Raw genomic sequence first — 18,353 nt, forward strand, 5'->3', positions numbered from 1 at the left:
TGTCCCGATCGCGGACCGGTTCAGGCCGATGAGCAGGTCTCCCTCCCAATGGCCCGGCACAGCACGATCCTGCACTTCTGCTGGGCGACTGGAAATCATCACGTCCTCGCTGACATGCGCCCAAGCCTTCGCACGCGCTCTCGCTCGCGGAACGCGCAACGCGCGCCCGGTGCGCAAGCAGCCCACCAGCTCACGCTTAAGCGCACCGCGTCCTTGAATGTAGAGGGCCTGGTAAATGGCTTCGTGAGAGATGCGCATGGAATCATCATCCGGGAAATCGACCTTCAGCCGGTTGGCAATCTGTTCAGGTGACCAGCCATTGACCCATTTCCGATCACCGCGACGTGGCTTGTTTCGCCCCTTGAACGGCGCCTGCCGTGGCCCAACAATCTCACGCCCCTCAGCGTCATGCACCTTGCCTTCCAGACGCTCTTGTACGTAGTGGTGCAGCCGCGCGTTAGTCGCCAGTTTCGCTGCCTTGGGTCGTTTGGCAAATCGTTCCGCCTTCCACTGCGCGACCGAAGCACGATACTCGAGACGACCACCACGAGTTGCAGCGTTACGCGTGAGCTCCCGCGAAACGGTTGATGGGCTGCGCCCGATACGGCGGGCCATTTCGCGCACCCCCAAGCCTTTGGCCGAAAGCAATGCTATCTCTTCCCGCTCGGCAAATGACAGGTACCTACCGGATATAGGGTTCGACATGAAAAGTGGCATGCCGCCACGATAGCGGAACCAGCGAGAGCCTACCGCTTGAGATACACCAACTGCCTCTGCCGCTCTTTCGCTCGTGATGCCGGTGGAGATTTGCTTCCAAAATAGCCGCTCGGTTTCATGCCGGAGCGACGGTGCGCCCGGCGAAGGCATCGCTCCTCGCCCTGTCAACTGATACACCCGCTTTGCACTTCGCGCCATGCAACACCTCCTTGATCAAGGGTGTTGCGACGACCGGTTGAATCCGCCCAATACGTCAGCATTCGCTACAGCGAACGACTGGCCGAAGCGGGCATCGAACCGTCGGTCGGCAGTCGGGGCGACAGCTACGACAACGCGCTGGCTGAAACGATCAACGGCTTGTACAAGACGGAGCTGATTCATCGCCGCACCTGGAAAACTCGGGAATCTGTCGAGTTGGCAACCCTGGAATGGGTGGCCTGGTTCAATCACCACCGACTGATGGAACCACTCGGCTATATCCCGCCCGCTGAAGCTGAGGCAAACTACTATCGGCAACTGAAAACCGCTGCCGCTGAAACCGCATTAACTTAAACCAACCAGCCTCCACGATTCCCGGGCCGGTTCAGTCCAAGACTTACCAGGCTTTTGACCGAGACGGAATGTATGTGACGGTATCGCCCGTCGGTACCGTCACCTTCCGCTACGATTACCGTCTCAACGGCCGCCGCGAGACGTTGACCATCGGCCGCTACGGGCCGGCTGGCGTCTCGTTGGCTTTGGCCCGCGAAAAGCTGATCGACGCCAAGAAGGCCGTCGCCCAGGGCAAGTCCCCGGCGCTGGAGAAGCAGCGCGAGAAGCGCCGGCTGACCTCTGCCAAGACCTTCGGCGACATGACTGAGAAATGGCTGGCCGGGGCTCGGATGCCTTGATTTACGAGGTGGATGCGCTGATGCAGGCCATGACCACGCTGCGGCCTCAGCGGGTCGGTCTGTTGCTGCGCCACCGCCACAGCATCAAGGCCAAACGACTGCTCTTGGCGTTGGCCGAGCGCCATCGGCATGCGTGGCTGGTTGTCGCGAGGGGCTAAGAGCGGTTGACGTACGGTGGATTTGCATCTGCGCTTAGTAAGAGCGCTCAATCCGTTGAGGTCGCAAGAACGCCGGGGAGTTACCGATTACGACGCCACGGACGACGCGCTCCAGCTTACCCGCCGCAACGAGCCGCCTGAGTACCATGGTCGGCAGGCCTTGTTTGACCAGATCGCGGGCGCGCAGCAACGGTTGGCGATCGATCGGCACAGCCTTCTGGGGGAAGTCGGTGAATGAATGGGCCAGTCATATTCACTGTACAACGAATCCCGCCGTCGCCAGGCGGAGGACCGAATCTGTGGCGATGGAGGACGGGGCCTGGGTATACTGTGAGTGCGCCCCGTTCTACCGAGCCGGTAGGTAATCAAGGACGCGTTACGGACTCCGGTGGCGGATCCAGCCGTTGGGAGGATTGTTCTGGAACTGTCCGCGTGGGAGGCAATCCGAGACCCGCTGGACTTTGCATTGATAGAGTGGGTCGGTCACGCGAACATCACACCAAGTCATGACCAGCAAACGCTCTTCCACCAAGTCACATCGATCCCCGAAGCTTTCCCGCACCCACGCCCCCGATCACATGTCGCCCGCCGACTGGCAGCGCGCCTTGCGTCGGAAATTCGGGCAAGAACAGACGTTCTCGCTGGAGAATCTCGGGACGGAGACGTATTTCTCGGAATTCCGCGTCGGCAATCCGGCGTCGAACTCCAGCTATCGCGTGTCGATTCGTGGAGCCCGCCCGGGCGACAACTTTTGCGCCTGTGCCGATTACGCCACCAACGAACTCGGCACCTGCAAGCACATTGAATTCGCCTTGTCGCGACTACTGCGCAAGCGCGGCGCAAAGGCGGCCTTCGCCCGTGGTTATCAGCCCGCATTCTCGGAGCTGTATTTGCGCAACGAGGGAGGGCGAGCGGTCCATTTTCGCGCCGGCACGGATTGTCCGGCAAAGGTGGCCAAAGCGGCTGCCGCTTTGTTCGACGAGTCTCGGCGATGGCATTTGCCGGAGGTCCGTTTCGAAGATCTCGGGCGCTTTCTTTCCAGTGTGGCGAAGGCCGGGCACGAATTGCGCGCCCACGACGACGCTCTCGATTTCATCGCCGGCCGTAACGACGCGGCGCGCCGTGCCATGATGCTCGATGAGCAGTTTCCGCAAGGAGCGGCGACGCCCTCGCTGAGGAAGCTGCTCAAGGTGCCGCTCTACCCTTACCAGGCCGAAGGCGCATTGTTCGCCGTGCGTGCCGGGCGCGCCTTGATCGGCGACGAAATGGGCCTCGGCAAGACGGTGCAGGCCGTCGCGGCGGCGGAAATCCTGATCCGGCATTTTGGCGTGTCGAAAGTGCTGGTGATTTGCCCGACTTCGCTCAAGTATCAGTGGCAGAGCGAAATCATGCGGTTCTCCGGCCACGCATCGAGGGTGATCACGGGCGGCCTTGCCCAGAGGCGGGGCGAATATGCGGGCCAGGATCTCTACAAGATCACCAACTATGAGAAGCTGAAATCGGACCTCGACATGATTTCCGCGTGGGCGCCGGAATTGATCATCGTCGACGAGGCGCAGCGTATCAAGAACTGGAACACCATTGCGGCGAAAGCTCTCAAGCGAATCGACAGTCCCTATGCCGTCGTGCTAACGGGTACGCCTCTCGAGAACAAGCTGGAGGAACTCGTTTCCATCGTTCAGTTCGTCGACCAGCACCGTCTCGGGCCCACGTGGAAGCTGCTGCACGAACATCAGGTCAAGGACGAGGCGGGACGCGTGACGGGATACACGGGCCTCGACAAGATCGGCCAGACCCTGGCGCCGATCATGATACGGCGCCGCAAGTCCGAGGTGTTGCTGCAGTTGCCCGGGCGCACCGACCAGAATCTGCTGGTGCCGATGACCGAGATGCAGATGGCGTATCACATGGAAAACGCGGACATCGTGGCCAAGATCGTCCGGCGCTGGCGTAATACGAGGTTTCTGTCAGATCAAGACCAGCGGCGCCTCACCTGTGCTTTGCAGAACATGCGCATGTCGTGCAACAGCACCTATCTGCTGGACCAGGAAACCGATCATGGCGTGAAGGCCGACGAATTGGTGACGCTGTTCGAGTCGCTTTTCACGCAGCCGGACGAGAAAGTCGTGGTGTTCAGTCAATGGACGCGCACGCATGAGATCGTCATTCGCCGGCTCGAGAAACTCGGCATTGGTTACGTCAGCTTCCATGGCGGCGTGCCGTCGGAAAATCGGCCCGCGCTGGTGCAGCGCTTTCGGGACGATTCGGACTGTCGGGTGTTTCTGTCGACGGACGCAGGCAGCACAGGGCTCAACCTCCAGCACGCGTCGACGCTCGTGAACATGGATCTGCCGTGGAACCCGGCGGTGCTGGAGCAGCGCATCGCGCGCATCTATCGGTTGGGCCAGAAAAAGCCGGTACAAGTCGTCAATTACGTCGCGAAGGGAACGATCGAGGAGGGCATGCTGTCGGTGCTGGCTTTCAAGCGCTCGCTGGCGAAGGGCATCCTCGACGGCGGCGCCAGCGAAATTCTGCTCGGCGGGTCGCGCCTGACCCGTTTCATGAAGGACGTCGAAAATGTCACGGGACGCATGGGGGAGAGCGGGGTCATGGCCGCGGCAGAGGAAGCTGCGAGCGGCGCCGCCGTGTCCGGCATCGTGGCGCGTGACGCGAGCGTCGTGGAAACCGAGCTCGCCGGTGCCGGAGAGCGGCCTCAAGCTTCGGCCGTCGATACAACACAACGAGGCGCGTCCTTCGAGCCGTGGTCAGGGTTGCTGCAGTTCGGCGCGGTGCTGGCGTCGGCGTTGAGTGAGCCAGGCGATGGCGCGGTTGCCGCACACCCATGGGTCGAGCGCGATGCCGTGACGGGCGAGCGAAGTCTCAGGTTGCCGCTGCCATCGGCCGAGACGGCAAGACGGCTGACCGAGATGCTGTCGACGATCTCGGATGCTTTGCTCAACGGCAGCGCAAACCGAAGTCGCTGAACCTGGGAGTTGGGGCAGGCATCTTCGAGGCGGCTTCTTCGGGGCGCATTCGAGTCGTGCCTGGCGGTGAGATTGGGTAAGAGCTAAGCGCAAGCCCGTTCCTCTAGCGCCGCCCTGACCCACCCGAATCCCACGCGCTCTTGCTCGAGCCGCAATCCATGACGAATCCGGTTGTCACGAAGGTCGTCAAAGAGTTCGCGCTCTTGCGCCGTGAGTCGCGGCAGATCGCGTATGACCTGATCGCCTTCGTCTCCCCAGAACGCTTCATGCGCCATCAGTGTCGCGCGGTCCATCAAGAACGAGCCGGCGTGCCTGAATCGGCGGCGCAATTGATCGAGAATGGCAAAGCCGTGCGTGTCGATGTCGCCCCAGTAGTGGAGCGCACAGTCCGTGAGCCATCGCGCCGACTCTAGCGCTTCCCAACCGTAGCCCGCCCCGAAAAGCACGATCGACTGCGGAACGTCGGGAAACGCCAAAAAATTTATCTCGTTTTCGGTAATGAACACCTGGCGGCACGGCAGCGCGAGGCGCGCGAAGCTGTCGGCGTCGAGTGCGATGTCGGGCCGGCCCATGCCGGGCAGAACGGCGAGCCTCTCATCGAGCACGCGAAAGCGAATCCGATGCGGCTTCTCGCGGAACCCGTAGCGAGCAGCGAATTGGGCGGCGCCTGTCCGGCTGCTGTCGATTGCCTCGGACGGCAGCACGAGATCGAGCCATTGGGCGAGGACGCCGCGCCGCGCCTCGATGAATTTCGTGTCGACGTCGGCGATTTCGGCTTGGCGAAGATAGACGCCCGGCTGCGGATGGGCTTGCAGCCAATCGACGACTGCCAGCAGCCGTTCCCAATCGCCGGCGAATTCGAGCGCTTGCAACGGGCGCTGCGCAAGCCACGTGGTGAGCTTCGGCTGGCGGGAGCGTGTGATTTCGAGCAGCCGCTCGAACTGCGCTGCGTCGCGGCGCTTGCCGGCGACAGCGAGCGCATCGTCCAGACTGTCGACCCAAGCTGCTTGTGGCACGCGCTGCAGGCCGAGAATTCGATGATTGATTTCTCGCCATTCGATGCGTACGCGCGGTGTCGCGGCAATCTCCGTGATCCATGCGCGTACCGCATCGAAGCGTTCGGCCAATTCGGACGAGCTCGGGCCTTTTATCGGCAGACGTAGCGGAAATAGCCCCTCGGTGCCGTCCACGAGGCTTCGCAGCCATTCGCCGCGCTCCCACAGGCGTTGGAGGCGGACGCGCAGTTCGGCGGCCGTTGTCCAATTCATTGCTCGAACTCCGCCTTGCGCGCGCGGTACTCCTCGATCGACAGGTTGCGCAGCTTCGACGCGCGTCCGCCTTCGTTCTGAACGAATCCGACGCTCGAAACGAACGGCTCGATGATGTGAATCTTCTGTAGCGGCGTGACGATCAGCAGTTGCAGGTTCAGCTTCTGAAACAATGTGAGACCATACTGCGCCGATTCGTCGGAGCCTCGGCCAAACGCTTCGTCGATGACGACGAAGCGGAACGATCGAGAACGCACGGCGCCCCATTCGAGGCCGAACTGATAGGCGAGGCTCGCGGCAAGGATCGTATAGGCAAGCTTTTCCTTCTGGCCACCCGATTTACCGCCGGAGTCCGAGTAGTGCTCGTATTCGCTGTCGTCTTCGCGCCAACGCTCGCTGGCGGCGAACAGAAACCAGTTGCGCACGTCGGTCACTTTGGCGCGCCATCGCCGGTCCTGCTCGGTCAACCCTTCGCGGCCGCGGAAGCGGTCAATGATCCGTTTGACTTGCAGGAACTTGGCTTCCGAGTATTGGCTATCGTCCGAGCCGGTGAGTTCGCCCTCGGTGCAAGCGCGCAGGTCGCCCTGGAATTCGCGGATCTCGGCGTCGGGGCTGGGCTGACTCTCGAGGACGATGTATCGGCCCGCGTTGTAGTCGATTTGTCGCAACGATTCGTTGATGCGCTCGATGCGTGCCTTGATCGTCTCCCGTTCGCGCGCGAGCTGGGCGTGGAAGTTGGCGATCTCGTTGATCGTATTGACGTTGAGCAGCTCTTTGAAACGCGCCTCGAAGCGCGGCAGATCGTCCGCTTGCAGCCGCGCGAGCATGTCACGGTACTCTGAGCTCGCGTCGAGGCTCGCATCGAAGTCGGCAGTTTCGAGCTTGTAGGCATCCTTGAAGGCCGCCATGGCCTTGACGATTCGTTCGGCAAGGCGGCCGAGCGACTTCGTTTCGTTGTCGATGCGGGTTGTCAATGCCTCGCGCACGTCCCGCTCGCGGTTGTCGCACGACTCGACGGAAAGCTGGTGTTCGCCGAGAATCTCCGCTCGCAGGGCCTCGATTCGCTCTGCAAGTTCGGCATTGACTTGCTCAACGAGCGCGTGCGTCTCGCTGAGCAACGCTTGGGCTGCCTCCCGCTTGGCCAGTATGCCGCCCAGTTCCGAGTCGGTTTCCGAGATCGCCGCTTCACTCCCCTTCAACGCCAATTGCGCCGAGTCCAATTGGGCCGTTAGCTCCGCGAGGGCGTCGCTTGCCGATTCGAGGCGCGCTTTTTCGTCTGCAAGGCGCGCGATTGCAGCGGCGCAACTCGGCCAATCGATTTCTCGAAACTCGACGAACTCGCCGGCACGCGCGAGTGCTTCGAGTTGCTCTCGCACCTTGGCGTGCTCGCTTTGGGCCTCTCCCAGTCGTTGCCCGATCTCGCCGAGCCGAACCTCGAGCGCTCGCCGTTGTGCTTCGAGAGCCGCAATTTTGGCCGTGTTGCTCCAGCCGAGCACGTAGCGGCTGCGATCGTCAAGCGCGTGGCGATCGTCTTTTTCGTGGCGTTCCCCCGGCGCTTTCGCTTGGCCAGCATGCGTGATCGCGCGCGTCTCGCGCCGGAACTGCTCCTGCGTATCGCAGCATGCATAGTCGAAACGGCGGCCGATTTCGCGCTCGAGCCAGCTGTAGAACAGCGAATCGGGCTTGATCGCGAGCTTGTGCGCGAGCGAGTCGCGGTGTAACTCCATGGCCTCGACTACGCGCGCGGCGCGTTCGGCGCGCACGCGAAAGTAGACGAGCCGCCCCCGGAGATGAGTGTGATCGACCCACGCCGCGACGTTCGCATAGTGTTCGTCGGGCACGAGCAGCGACAGGCCGAAGTTGCGTAGTACGCGCTCGGCGGCGCCCTCCCAATCGCGCGCGTCCTTACGCACCTGAATGAGTTCGCCCGCGAACGGCAGGGCATCTTCCTCCAGACCGAGCGCCGAGCATAGGCTCGATCGCATCGCGACTTGTTCCTTCGGGATGTTGTTGCGTCGGGCTTTCAGGCTCGCTATTTCGTCCTCTAGCAGATCACGCCGCGCTTTCCCTTCGCGGAATGCCACGCTCCATTCGGTAATCGCATTTTGCTTTTGCGCTTCGTCGTCGACGAGCGAGCCGCGCTGCTCGGCCAGACGCTGGCGCTGGGAAACGAATGCAGCCTCATCCGTAGCCTCGGTTTCGCCGAGCAACGTAACGATGGCGGCATAGCGTTGCGCGCGTTCGCGGCGCCGCGCACTTTCTCGCTCCTGCTCGCGCATTTCGACATTGAGCTGTGCGATACGATCGCCTCCTTGTTCGGCCACGGCGCGGCGTAAATCGTCCACGCGCTGACGCGCCTGGTCTCGCGCTTCTTCGTGCCGGGCCTTTCGCGAGGTCGCCCGCGCATGATCCTCATCGAGCAATTGAAGGCGGCGCTCGATGAGGCCGAGCTTGAGTCCAGCGAAGTAGGGCTTCAATGCTTCACGGCACGCTCGCCAGCCGTCGAGAGCATGTCCTTGCTCGCTGTGGCGGTCACAGTCGTCTACGAGCGGTGTCAGCAGTTCCACTTGGCGTTTGGCTTTCAGTACCGCCTCGTGTGCGCGATTCAGATCGTCGAAGTGAGTGATCAATGCGTCGACGCGCGGTGCGATCTCGAACGGCTCGAGCATGTGGCTGCGTACGAAGTCGGTGAGATTGCCCACCGATTTCATCGATACCGTTTGATGAAAGAGCTCGAGCGCCTGCTCGCTTTCGATCCCGAAGCGCCGCCGGAACCAGGCACTGTATTTCGGAAACGTGTCCTCGATTTCGGCACCCAATCCTCGCAGCTTTTTGCGCAGTTGTGCGATGTCGGTGCCGAAGCGCGAGAAGTCGGCTGCGATCGAGAGGTTGCGCTCGGCACAGACGAAGAATCGCGCGGGTTGAGCCTGCGTGTCTTTCATCCAGAACACCTGTGCGAGTGTGACCGTGGCATCGTACCCGGCGTTACGAAATACCCCCAAGATCACCGAATAGTTGTTGTGATCTCGCAGACTCACGGGCTTGGCGGTCCCAGTGACCTCGTTGCGCTCCGACTTGTAGTAGCCGAGCACATACGAGCGCAGCGTGCGTTCCTTGCTGTCCGCGCCCGCCGCCTTGTTGTAGGCGATGCGCTGCGCGGGCACGAGGAGCGTGGTGACGGCGTCGACGAGCGTCGACTTGCCGGAACCGATGTCTCCTGTCAGCAGGCCGTTGCGGCCATCGGCCCGCAGCACCCAGACCCGCTCGTCGAAGGTTCCCCAGTTGAAAACTTCGAGCCGCTCGAGGCGAAAGCCCGTCAGGGTGTCGTCGGCGGCAAAATCGAAGCCGAGCGCGCGCGGTTCATTCATCGCGACTCTCCCGTTGGTCCGAAACCGTCGAATCTTGAAGGTGCGCCCGATAGCCCGCGAGCCGGGCGTCGAAATCGAGCAGCCATTGCGCATCGACGAATGCTTTGAGAATACGCCGCACCTCGAATGTCGGTGGCCCGCTCGTGGCCTTCATCCGGCGCAGGAAGCCCAGTTCGACGATCTTGTTCACGTGTGTATCGATCTGATCGACCAGGCGTGCCTCGTTAGTACTCGCGGGAAGGAATACGCGTGCGAGTTCGACGATGTCCTCGCGTGCAAGAACGAGCCGTGTGTCGCCGCCGCCGGCATCCCATTCCGCCAGTTTCTTTCGAAGCAGTGCGAGCAACAGGCTCACGGGGAACGAGAGTGGGCGCCGGACAACGAGCCGGGGTAGCTTGGTCTGGTCCACGCCGGCTTCGGCGTCGTGCTCGGCGCGGCTTTTTACGAAGGCGTAGCCTTCCGCCTCGTCCACGATCAGTTCGAGGCCGAGCACGGCGACGTAGTCGCGCACGTGTGTCTGCAATTCGAGCAGCGCGGTCCAGAGGCGCTCGTTTCCATCGCGATAAACCACGCCCTTGAGCAACGCGATGGCAACCGCCGGCAAATCACCTCGACCAAGCGACGAGGCTTGCTGTTCTTCCGTCATCTCTACCTTGTGAAAATCACGCGCGGCATGGTCGCACGCTTGACGATTACTGTTCCGTTGGCGTCGTTCGCCTGCCATTCGATGGTATCGGAGATGGTCTCGTCGACAGTCGCCCGAAATGATCCCGCTTCGGCGCCCAGTTGCATATAGGCGACGAGCTCGGCGAGCCCATGCGTGAGCGGCTGTGAAGCGGTCAATTCGGCAAGCGTCACTTGCGGCCGATCCTGGAGGCATCGGCGGATGTGGCCTGCGAGGCGCGCGCGATCAGCGACGATCTGCGTGTAGAGTGCAGAGGGATCGAGGTCCGCCTCGCCGGTCTCGAGTGCGACGTTGGTGATGAGAGGGCGCGGCGCCGGCACGTAAAGCGGGCGCTCCATTGGCAGTTCGATATCAGCGGATGCGGTCTCGATCTCCGTGACGGCGCCTGGCGGAGGCGCTTCGCGCAGCGCAAGCGCTTTCGTTTCGATACCACGCAGAATGTCCATGATGCGGCGGTTTTCTAGCCACGCTTGATCGTCGAGGAAGCGTCGAAGCTGCTGCGAGAGCTGAGCAACGGTGCGTTGCGTATGTTCGCCCGCTTCCAGCCAGTCATAGTGAACGCGCCGCATGCGCGCGTCGGGCCGCATTTCCATGATCGCGGGCAACTCGAGCACGCGCTCGAGCCGTTCCGAGAGTTCCTCTTGACGGCGGCTCGACATCAGGAAGTCCCAAAACGCCCGGAAGCTGCTGCCCTGATCCGAATCGGCGATCGCGTCGCGCTCGCCCATGATTTCCTCGATGAGCGCGCCCTTCGATCCTTCCCAGAGCGCGATTCGCTCGCGTACATGCCGGTCCAGCAGCCGAAAATTTTGTTCGACTTCGCGGAAGTCAGTGAGCAATTCGCGCGCCATCTGCATGAATTGCTGAAAGCGATCCTTGAGCGCGGCATCGTCTAGCAGCCGGACGTCACCCGCCTCCACACGAGCGATTTCTTCGTCGATCTGGCCGCGCCGCGCGTGGAGCTCGGCAAGACGCTTTTCCGGATCCGCCTCGCTGCCTTCGCCCATCTGCCGAAGCAGCTCGAAAAGTGTCAGGAGCCGCGATTCCGTGCCGACAAAGCTGCGTTCCGTCAGCGTGCCGAGCCACGCGATCGCTTTCTCCGCAGCGGGGGTTAGGTCGAACTGCGGTTCATCGGAACCTGGGCGATAGAACTTGCGCAACCATCCCTTTTCGGGGCCAGCCCAGTCGTTCAGATATTCGAGCGCGGGCTTCGGGAAAGCGCCTTCGCCGAGCAGTTCGCGCAACCCATAAAGCTCGTCCTCGAGTGCTTCGGCAAGAACAGGGGCCGCCACGACGCGTACGTTTGGTGCGACGAACACTCGATGCAGGAAACTGACCGCGAGCGGCGCATGATCGGAGCGTAACAGGCGCCAGGCGGGGTGCCGCGTGCGCAGCGCATCGAGGGTAGGGTAGTCGAGGGGCATCGGTACAAGATGATGGGTGCGGCACCCATGGGAAGATCGCCGACTGTGGCTCGAAAAGCCATTATCCTACCAGGGCTTCCGCATGAAGACGTGCGTCAGAAAGGCCGAGGATGGCGTCGCGCATGACGGTGTCCCAAGCCGCGAGGTTACGGATGTTCTTCAAGCTGAGCTTTTTCGGCTGGCGGTTCTGAGCCAGCGGGCAAGATTGAGCGTGATCTTGCGTAGGCTGGCCATGTTACGGGTGGCCAGCAGTTCCAGAATCGCCGTAATTTCGTTGCTCTCATCGGCTGTACTCACCTGCCCAAGACTGAGGCCATTGTTCGAGCACCAGGCCGATATTGGCCGCATGGGAGCCTTGCTCGGCGGAGAGCGCGTCGAGGAGCGGCTGCGCGTAATAGACGTTGGCGACGCTCAGGCCGCCCGCGCAAGCGAACAGCGCGACCGCGCCGCGCGGCAGCGTCGCAGACGCCGCCGGGGAATCGATCGTGCGAATCGAAGAGGCGGCAGACGCCGCTCGGGGAGCTTACATGCAGGCGTTCCGTTTTTGTGGTTGCAAAATGAAACTATTTAGTAGGGTGAATCTGATAGTTTTAAAATGAAACTAGGTGATGCAAGATGTTGGTGCAAGGCTCGATGCGGAGGCGGGATCGTGAACGCGGCGAACGGCGCGTCAGCAGGAAAGCGGGTTCGAAGCCGTGAGTCTTCCAAGTCGTCCCGTGCGTATCGCACGCCGCGCAACCCGCAACCCGCAACCCGCAACCCGCAACCCGCAACCCGCAACCCGCAACCCGCAACCCGCAACCCGCAACCCCGCGTGCCGCCGAATGCCGCCGCGCGACGGCGAGCGTGGGCGGGCCGATCCGGTCTATGCTACGGAGCCGATGTCGGCCGCGGCCGGCCGTCCCGCGAACGATCAACGAACCCGTCAAGGAGAATTGAAATGAACGCGTCCCACCCGAAACCGTGAGAGCAGAGGAAGTGGGTGGATCCTCACGGGCCAACGGCATCGAAGTGCCCAAGTGGAAAATGCACGCATTTCCCGGCAACCGGAGGATCCACGATGAACAGTATGGCAGTGGGCGTAGATATCGCCAAGAACGTGTTCCAGGTGCATTACGTCGATCAGGGCAGCGGAGAGATCGTCAACAAGCCGATCAAGCGGGCGAAGTTTCTGGAGCACTTCGCGAACCGTGCGCGGTGCCTGATTGGGATGGAGGCGTGCGGCGGCGCACACCACTGGGCGCGGGAACTGACGCGGCTGGGTCATGAGGTCAGGCTGATGCCAGCGGAGTTCGTGAAGGCATTCAACATCCGCAACAAGAATGATGCGGCGGATGCGCGGGCGATCTGGCTGGCGGTGCAGCAGCCGGGCAAGCCGGTGGCGGTGAAGACGGAAATGCAGCAGGCGATGCTGGCGCTGCACCGGATGCGCGAGCAGTTGGTGAAGTTCCGCACGATGCAGAGCAACGGACTGCGCGGGTTACTGACGGAATACGGCGAGGTGATGAGCCGGGGGCGAGCGAAACTGGACAAGGCCATCCCGGCGGCACTTGACCGGCTCGCGGAGCGCCTGCCGGCGGCGCTGATCGATACGTTGCGGGAGCAGTGGAGCGGGTTGGCGAGGCTGGACGGGCAGATCGCCGAGATCGAACGCCGGATGCGTGAATGGAAGAAGGAGGATGAAGCGGTTGCGGCGATCAGCGAGATTCCCGGCGTGGGGCTGCTGACGGCAACAGCGGCGGTGGCGATGATGGGCGATCCGAAGGCATTCAGTTCGGGGCGCGAGTTTGCGGCGTGGGCCGGCCTGGTACCGAAGCAGACCGGCGCGGGCGGCAAGGTGAACCTGCACGGGATCAGCCGGCGCGGCGACACCTATCTGCGAACACTGCTGATTCACGGCGCGCGAAGCGTGTTGAGTCATGCGAAGGAGCCCGGCCCGTGGGTCGAGCAGATGAAGAAACGGCGGCCAGCGAATGTGGTGATCATGGCGCTGGCCAACAAGATGGCGCGGACGATCTGGGCGGTGCTCGCTCATGACCGGCCGTACCGGAAGGACTACGTGAGCGTGAAGCCAGCTTGAGTGGCTCACGCAAGAGTAGAAAGATCAACGCTTAACACAGGGTGAACGTCGAAAGGTTGCGCAGCAATCGAGTGTGATGACAAATCAGGTAGGACCGGGACTCGCTAAACCTGCATGGCTTGAAGAGCTCCGAATGCTCGCCAGGAGAATGAGGTGCGAGTCAGCGTATTTCATAGGGGCCCGCAGCGGCAGGACCGGCTGCAACAAGGCCGGATATAGAGCTGCAGCCCATCCTGTCCGTTAAAACACACGAAAACTGTTGCAAACGGGACGCGTTCATATAGAAGCCATGGCACTTTCGATGTACGACGTCTCGATTCCCGCGCTGATTCGCGGCTTGAACAACCTGTCGGCCGTGCTCGACAAGGGCGATGCGCACGCGCGCTCGCAGGGCATCGATCCGGCCGAACTGGTTCGCGCGCGGCTTCGCGACGACATGTACTCGCTCGACGCGCAGGTCCAGCGGGCGAGCGATACCGCGAAGGGGTGCGGCGCGCGGCTCGCGGGCATTGCGGTGCCGTCGTTCGCCGATACGGAAACGACGTTCGCCGAGCTGCGCGCGCGCGTGGGCAAGACGATCGATTTCCTGAAGACGATCCAGCCGGTGCAGCTCGACGGCAGCGAAACGCGCACGATCGAGCTGCCGCTGCGGGACGGCGTGATGACGTTCGACGGCAAGTCGTACCTGCTCGGCTTTGCGCTGCCGAATTTCTATTTTCATACGACGACCGCGTACGACATCCTGCGGTACAAGGGCGTGCCGCTCGGCAAGATGGATTATCTCGGCGGGCGCTGACGCGCGGCCGGCGCGGACGCCGTTGTCGGTGTGGCGTCCGCGGGCGGTGATTCGAGGCAATTGGGGGCGATTCAGGGGCGGTTCGGTGACCCGGCGACTCACCGGTCGGGAATGCGCGCGATGCCGGAACAAGGAAAAACATGCCTGGGCAGAGTCTGGAGGGCGCTAGGCCCGTGATCGTCGACGATGAGGCGACGGGCATGGCGTCGGCGTATCCGGCCCGAAAGATGGGGGTGACCGAGCCGATCGCGAAGCGCGTATGTATGACGAAGCGTCGGCTGTCGGATTACGTCGCACGAAACGAGCCGGGGCGCCGGCGAGGCGCAAGAGGCGGATAGCAGAAAGCAGAAAGCAGAAAGCAGAAAGCAGAAAGCAGAAAGCAGAAAGCAGAAAGCAGAAAGCAATGACGAGCGATAGCGACCGCTAGTCTTTGCAAGCCGAACGAAGCCGAACGGACGAAAAGCCGTCCTCGACAGCCGCCCGCCGACGGCCATGCCGCGAGCGGCCGGCGTCTCGCCGGCCGAATCCGCTCCCGCCGCGCGTTCGGCTGCGCCTAGAACCTCACCCCGGTCGCGCACCCGCCCGCAAACCCGCCATTGCCGCCAACGCCGCCACACATCGCGCCGCAGCCCGACGACAGTCCGGCGGCGACGAGCGAAGCGGCAAAAACGAGGGCGCGAACACCGCGCCGAGTGGCGATCGACATTGCTTCGTTACCCTGAGCGAGCGCGGAGCGGCAAGCGCCGTGCGGTTGGAGAGGCCGGAGCAAGAATAGCGCCTTCTCTCGCGTCCGAGTCCGGATATCGAGCATTTGCTCGGACGGGCTGGACCTCGGCGCGCCGCCTGCTAAAATCCGCATGCCGCATTGTCATGAAATCCCGATGAAACTGCTTGACGCTCTAGTCGAACAACGTATTGCCGCTGCCGCCGCGCGGGGGGCGTTCGACGATTTGCCGGGCGCCGGCGCGCCGATGGAACTGGACGACGATCTGCTCGTCCCGGAGGAAGTGCGCGTCGCGAATCGGATCCTGAAGAACGCGGGCTTCGCGCCGCCCGCGGTCGAGCAACTGCGGGCGCTGCGCAACCTGCAGGACGAACTGCGCGCGGTCAGCGACCGCGCGACGCGTTGCCGTCTGCAGGCGAAGATGCTCGCCCTCGACATGGCGCTGGAGTCGCTGCGCGGCGGCCCGATGGTCGTGCCGCGCGAATACTGCCGCCGCATCGCCGAGCGTCTGTCCGAGCGCGTGCTCGGCGACGCGCAGGGCGAAGCGGGGCCGATGTGAGGCCCGCCGACGCGCCAGCAGCCGGCGTTGCACCCGACGAACCGCAATCGCCGCTCGCGTCCGCCGGCGCCGAGCGCGATCGCCGCTACATGCGCCTGGCGCTCGAAGCCGCCGAGCAAGCGCGCGCGGCGGGCGAAGTGCCGGTCGGCGCGGTGATCGTGCGCGGCGACGAGGTGATCGCCCGCGGCTTCAACCACCCGATCGGCGGCCACGATCCGTCCGCCCACGCCGAGATGGCCGCGCTGCGCGCCGCCGCGCGCGCGCTGCGCAATTACCGGATGCCGGGCTGCGAACTGTACGTGACGCTCGAGCCGTGCCTGATGTGCTCGGGCGCGATCATGCACGCGCGGATCGCGCGCGTCGTGTTCGGTGCGACCGATCCGAAGACGGGCGCGTGCGGCAGCGTCGTCGACGCGTTCGCCGATGCGCGCCTGAACCATCACACGACGGTCGAAGGCGGCGTGCTCGCCGACGAATGCGGCGTGGCGCTCAAATCGTTTTTCGCGGAGCGGCGGCAGGCGATCCGCGAGGCTCGCCGCGCGCAGCAGGCGCCCGATGCGCCGCCGCGCGACGAATGAACCGAGCGGCGCGGGGCGCCTCTAAATACGTCTGATCGATTCTTCCCAGCGAATTCATGATTTCCACGTCCCGCACGCCGCGCACCATCCGCCTGCTCGCTCCTTCCGGTTATCCGCACGACCCCGCCGCCATCGACCGCGCGCTCGAACGCCTGAGCGTCGAGCAGCATCGCGTCGAGAACGTCGACGCAACGCAACGCCGCTATCAGCGCTTCGCCGGCACCGACGGCGAGCGCGCGGGCGATCTGAACCGGCTCGCCGACGCGTCGCTGCCGCTGCCCGACATCGGCCTCGCGGTGCGCGGCGGCTACGGCGCCGCGCGAATCCTGCACGGGCTCGATTACCGGGGGCTCGAAAGCCGGCTGCGCGACAGGCCGATCGCGCTCGTCGGCCACAGCGACTTCACCGCCATCCAGCTCGCGCTCTACGCGAAGGCGCGCGTGAAGACGTTCGGCGGGCCGATGCTGTCCGCCGATTTCGGTGCGGAGGCGCCGAGCGAGTTCACGCTCGCGCATTTCTGGCAGACGCTCACGCAGCCATCGACGACGATCGTCTCCGATGTGCCGCAGACGCAAGTCGTCAACGCGTCGGGCACGCTGTGGGGCGGCAATCTGGCGATCGTCTCGTCGCTTGCCGGCACGCCGTACATGCCGCAGATCGAAGGCGGGATCCTGTTCGTCGAGGACGTCAACGAGCAGCCGTTTCGGATCGAGCGGATGATCTACCAGCTTCATCTCGCGGGCATCCTCGCGCGCCAGCAGGCGCTCGTGCTCGGCCAGTTCACGGGCGCGCGCCCGTTCGAGTACGACAACGGCTATGACATGCAGACGATGATCGACCAGGTGCGCGGCGTGATCGGCATTCCGGTCGTCACGGGGCTGCAGTTCGGCCACGTGCCCGATCTGCTGACGCTGCCGTTCGGCGCGCGCGCGGAACTCGTCGCGAACGAGCACGGCTTCAGGCTCACGATGTCGGATTATCCGTGCCTCGCGGCGTGAGCGCCGTGCGCATGCGGATGCGAAACGAAAAGGCGGGCGCCCGCCTTTTTTTGTGCGTTATTGCGCAACTAACGATCCAGCGTTGCGATACATCCGAACTGCCTTGACGTACCAGTCAGAGGCGAAATTGTTGACAAAAAATATAGATCGCTTGTGTCGATAGTCTCGGCTGCATGCGGAAAGGGCCGCATGCGATGCGCCATGGAAGGGCGCTGGTACCGATATCGGGCCAGCCATATCGCCAAGATTGTGCAAAATCACGAAACAAAATTGTTGACAATATTTATGTCCAACCTAGGATGCTGTCCGTAACGAGATGCGAACCATGACGAAGAAAGATGCCGCTCCGACGGGCGCGAGCCCCGAGTCGATCGCCGAACGGATTCGCACTGCGATCCTCGAGCATCGGCTCGCGCCCGGCACGAAGCTGACGGAAGCGCAGTTATGCGAAGTGTTCGGCGCGAAGCGCGGCCCGATCCGGCAGGCGCTCGCGCTCCTCGCGACCGATCGGCTCGTCGATCTGGAGCCGAATCGCGGCGCGTTCGTCGCGAGTCCGACGCTGCAGGACGTGCACGAGGTGTTCGAGATGCGGCGAATCGTCGAGCTCGCGGTGATGGAGCGGCTCGCGACGGGACCGGGCGCGAAGCGCCTGAAGGGCGTCGCGGCGATGATCGACAAGGAGCGCAGCGCATTCGAGCGGCGCGATTTCCCCGCGTGGATTCGCCTGTCCGGCGAGTTCCATACCGAGCTCGCGGCGCTGACCGGCAACACGCTGCTGCGCGATTGCCTGGACGGGCTCGTCGCGCGGTCGACGCTGATGTCGGCGTTGTATGAATCGCACGGGCGCAGCCCGTGCTCGTTCGACGACCATGCGCAGATCCTCGCGGCGCTCGAAGCCGGCGACGCGAAGCGCGCGGCGCAACTGATGGCGCACCATCTGCAGCATGTCGAACTGAAGATGCTCGATCGGCCGGCGCAAGGCACGGTCGATCTGCGCGAGGTGTTCGGCAATCCGGGCTGACGGCCCGGCCGCCGTCCGCTCCAAGCACTCACTGAACTGACGGAATGCCGGGAGGTCGCGCACGCGGTCGCCCGCCAGGGCGGCGCCGGGCGACCACGCTCGG

Annotated in this window: 13 protein-coding genes and 4 pseudogenes; 10 read left to right on the top strand and 7 right to left on the bottom strand. The window is 63.4% G+C overall.

All coding sequences use genetic code 11. The features are described from left to right. Positions 1-915 (bottom strand): helix-turn-helix domain-containing protein (locus WS62_RS26915; protein WP_066577577.1); only part of this gene is annotated, 915 nt, incomplete at its 3' end. A 45-nt stretch (positions 916-960) separates the two neighbouring features. Between WS62_RS26915 and WS62_RS26920 the strand changes: the two are divergent. The 3 pseudogenes from WS62_RS26920 to WS62_RS26930 all read left to right on the top strand — a co-directional run. Continuing rightward, positions 961-1,269, top strand: a pseudogene (locus WS62_RS26920) (integrase core domain-containing protein); the annotation flags it as partial. 17 nt (positions 1,270-1,286) lie between these two features. Further along, positions 1,287-1,601: pseudogene (locus tag WS62_RS26925) on the top strand (Arm DNA-binding domain-containing protein); the annotation flags it as partial. Further along, a pseudogene (locus WS62_RS26930) lies at positions 1,592-1,747 on the top strand (type IV toxin-antitoxin system AbiEi family antitoxin domain-containing protein); the annotation flags it as partial. The pseudogenes WS62_RS26925 and WS62_RS26930, both read left to right, overlap by 10 nt. 52 nt (positions 1,748-1,799) lie before the next feature. Here the strand turns inward: WS62_RS26930 and WS62_RS38705 are convergent. Next, a complete protein-coding gene (locus WS62_RS38705; RefSeq protein ID WP_269435310.1) occupies positions 1,800-1,976 on the bottom strand; it encodes a type IV toxin-antitoxin system AbiEi family antitoxin domain-containing protein in 177 nt (58 codons plus the stop codon). A gap of 295 nt (positions 1,977-2,271) precedes the next feature. Here WS62_RS38705 and WS62_RS26940 point away from each other — a divergent pair, with 295 nt between their 5' ends. Next, the gene (locus WS62_RS26940) at positions 2,272-4,749 is read left to right on the top strand and encodes a DEAD/DEAH box helicase (protein ID WP_066577399.1); all 2,478 of its coding nucleotides are present in this window, start codon (positions 2,272-2,274) and stop codon (positions 4,747-4,749) included. A gap of 83 nt (positions 4,750-4,832) precedes the next feature. On the opposite strand, the gene WS62_RS26945 is transcribed toward WS62_RS26940, so the two are convergent. The 5 genes and pseudogenes from WS62_RS26945 to WS62_RS38465 form a co-directional block, all read right to left on the bottom strand. After that, complete coding sequence (locus WS62_RS26945) at positions 4,833-6,017, bottom strand: Wadjet anti-phage system protein JetD domain-containing protein (RefSeq protein WP_066577402.1); 1,185 nt, start codon at positions 6,015-6,017, stop codon at positions 4,833-4,835. Then, entirely contained in the window at positions 6,014-9,385 is a 3,372-nt protein-coding gene (locus WS62_RS26950) for an ATP-binding protein (RefSeq protein WP_066577405.1), read from the bottom strand. The genes WS62_RS26945 and WS62_RS26950 overlap by 4 nt, the downstream gene beginning before the upstream one ends. Continuing rightward, complete coding sequence (locus tag WS62_RS26955) at positions 9,378-10,031, bottom strand: DUF4194 domain-containing protein (protein ID WP_066577408.1); 654 nt, start codon at positions 10,029-10,031, stop codon at positions 9,378-9,380. The genes WS62_RS26950 and WS62_RS26955 overlap by 8 nt, the downstream gene beginning before the upstream one ends. A 2-nt stretch (positions 10,032-10,033) precedes the next feature. Continuing rightward, the gene (locus tag WS62_RS26960) at positions 10,034-11,494 is read right to left on the bottom strand and encodes a DUF3375 domain-containing protein (protein ID WP_066577412.1); all 1,461 of its coding nucleotides are present in this window, start codon (positions 11,492-11,494) and stop codon (positions 10,034-10,036) included. 322 nt (positions 11,495-11,816) lie between these two features. Next, positions 11,817-11,987, bottom strand: a pseudogene (locus tag WS62_RS38465) (MFS transporter); the annotation flags it as partial. A gap of 567 nt (positions 11,988-12,554) precedes the next feature. Here WS62_RS38465 and WS62_RS26965 point away from each other — a divergent pair. From WS62_RS26965 to WS62_RS26995, 6 genes are all read left to right on the top strand, one after another. Continuing rightward, positions 12,555-13,574, top strand: coding sequence for an IS110 family transposase (locus WS62_RS26965; RefSeq protein ID WP_066577414.1), 1,020 nt, complete (start codon positions 12,555-12,557; stop codon positions 13,572-13,574). A 289-nt stretch (positions 13,575-13,863) separates the two neighbouring features. Continuing rightward, positions 13,864-14,370 (top strand): DUF1993 domain-containing protein, encoded by a 507-nt coding sequence (locus WS62_RS26970; RefSeq protein ID WP_059470522.1) that lies wholly within the window; start codon positions 13,864-13,866, stop codon positions 14,368-14,370. 881 nt (positions 14,371-15,251) lie between these two features. Beyond that, positions 15,252-15,653 carry a DnaJ family domain-containing protein gene (locus WS62_RS26980; protein WP_066577421.1) on the top strand — a complete coding sequence of 134 codons (402 nt, stop codon included), beginning with the start codon at positions 15,252-15,254 and terminating at the stop codon, positions 15,651-15,653. Then, positions 15,650-16,231, top strand: a complete 582-nt coding sequence (gene tadA, locus WS62_RS26985; RefSeq protein WP_066577426.1) for a tRNA adenosine(34) deaminase TadA — start codon at positions 15,650-15,652, stop codon at positions 16,229-16,231. Before WS62_RS26980 ends, tadA begins: the two co-directional genes overlap by 4 nt. Positions 16,232-16,287: 56 nt before the next feature. Then, entirely contained in the window at positions 16,288-17,229 is a 942-nt protein-coding gene (ldcA, locus tag WS62_RS26990; protein WP_066491757.1) for a muramoyltetrapeptide carboxypeptidase, read from the top strand. A 325-nt stretch (positions 17,230-17,554) separates the two neighbouring features. Next, entirely contained in the window at positions 17,555-18,250 is a 696-nt protein-coding gene (locus tag WS62_RS26995; protein ID WP_066577428.1) for a GntR family transcriptional regulator, read from the top strand. Positions 18,251-18,353 lie beyond the last annotated feature (103 nt).

It is taken from the genome of Burkholderia sp. ABCPW 14 (assembly GCF_001523835.1).
GTDB lineage: Bacteria > Pseudomonadota > Gammaproteobacteria > Burkholderiales > Burkholderiaceae > Burkholderia > Burkholderia mayonis.

Excerpts from the sequence above, each read along its gene's own strand:
- WS62_RS26940 (WP_066577399.1), top strand. The coding sequence starts at position 2,272 with ATGACCAGCAAACGCTCTTCCACCAAGTCACATCGATCCCCGAAGCTT.
- WS62_RS26945 (WP_066577402.1), bottom strand. The coding sequence starts at position 6,017 with ATGAATTGGACAACGGCCGCCGAACTGCGCGTCCGCCTCCAACGCCTG.
- WS62_RS26950 (WP_066577405.1), bottom strand. The coding sequence starts at position 9,385 with ATGAATGAACCGCGCGCGCTCGGCTTCGATTTTGCCGCCGACGACACC.
- WS62_RS26955 (WP_066577408.1), bottom strand. The coding sequence starts at position 10,031 with ATGACGGAAGAACAGCAAGCCTCGTCGCTTGGTCGAGGTGATTTGCCG.
- WS62_RS26960 (WP_066577412.1), bottom strand. The coding sequence starts at position 11,494 with ATGCCCCTCGACTACCCTACCCTCGATGCGCTGCGCACGCGGCACCCC.
- WS62_RS26965 (WP_066577414.1), top strand. The coding sequence starts at position 12,555 with ATGAACAGTATGGCAGTGGGCGTAGATATCGCCAAGAACGTGTTCCAG.
- WS62_RS26970 (WP_059470522.1), top strand. The coding sequence starts at position 13,864 with ATGGCACTTTCGATGTACGACGTCTCGATTCCCGCGCTGATTCGCGGC.
- WS62_RS26980 (WP_066577421.1), top strand. The coding sequence starts at position 15,252 with ATGAAACTGCTTGACGCTCTAGTCGAACAACGTATTGCCGCTGCCGCC.
- ldcA (WP_066491757.1), top strand. The coding sequence starts at position 16,288 with ATGATTTCCACGTCCCGCACGCCGCGCACCATCCGCCTGCTCGCTCCT.
- WS62_RS26995 (WP_066577428.1), top strand. The coding sequence starts at position 17,555 with ATGACGAAGAAAGATGCCGCTCCGACGGGCGCGAGCCCCGAGTCGATC.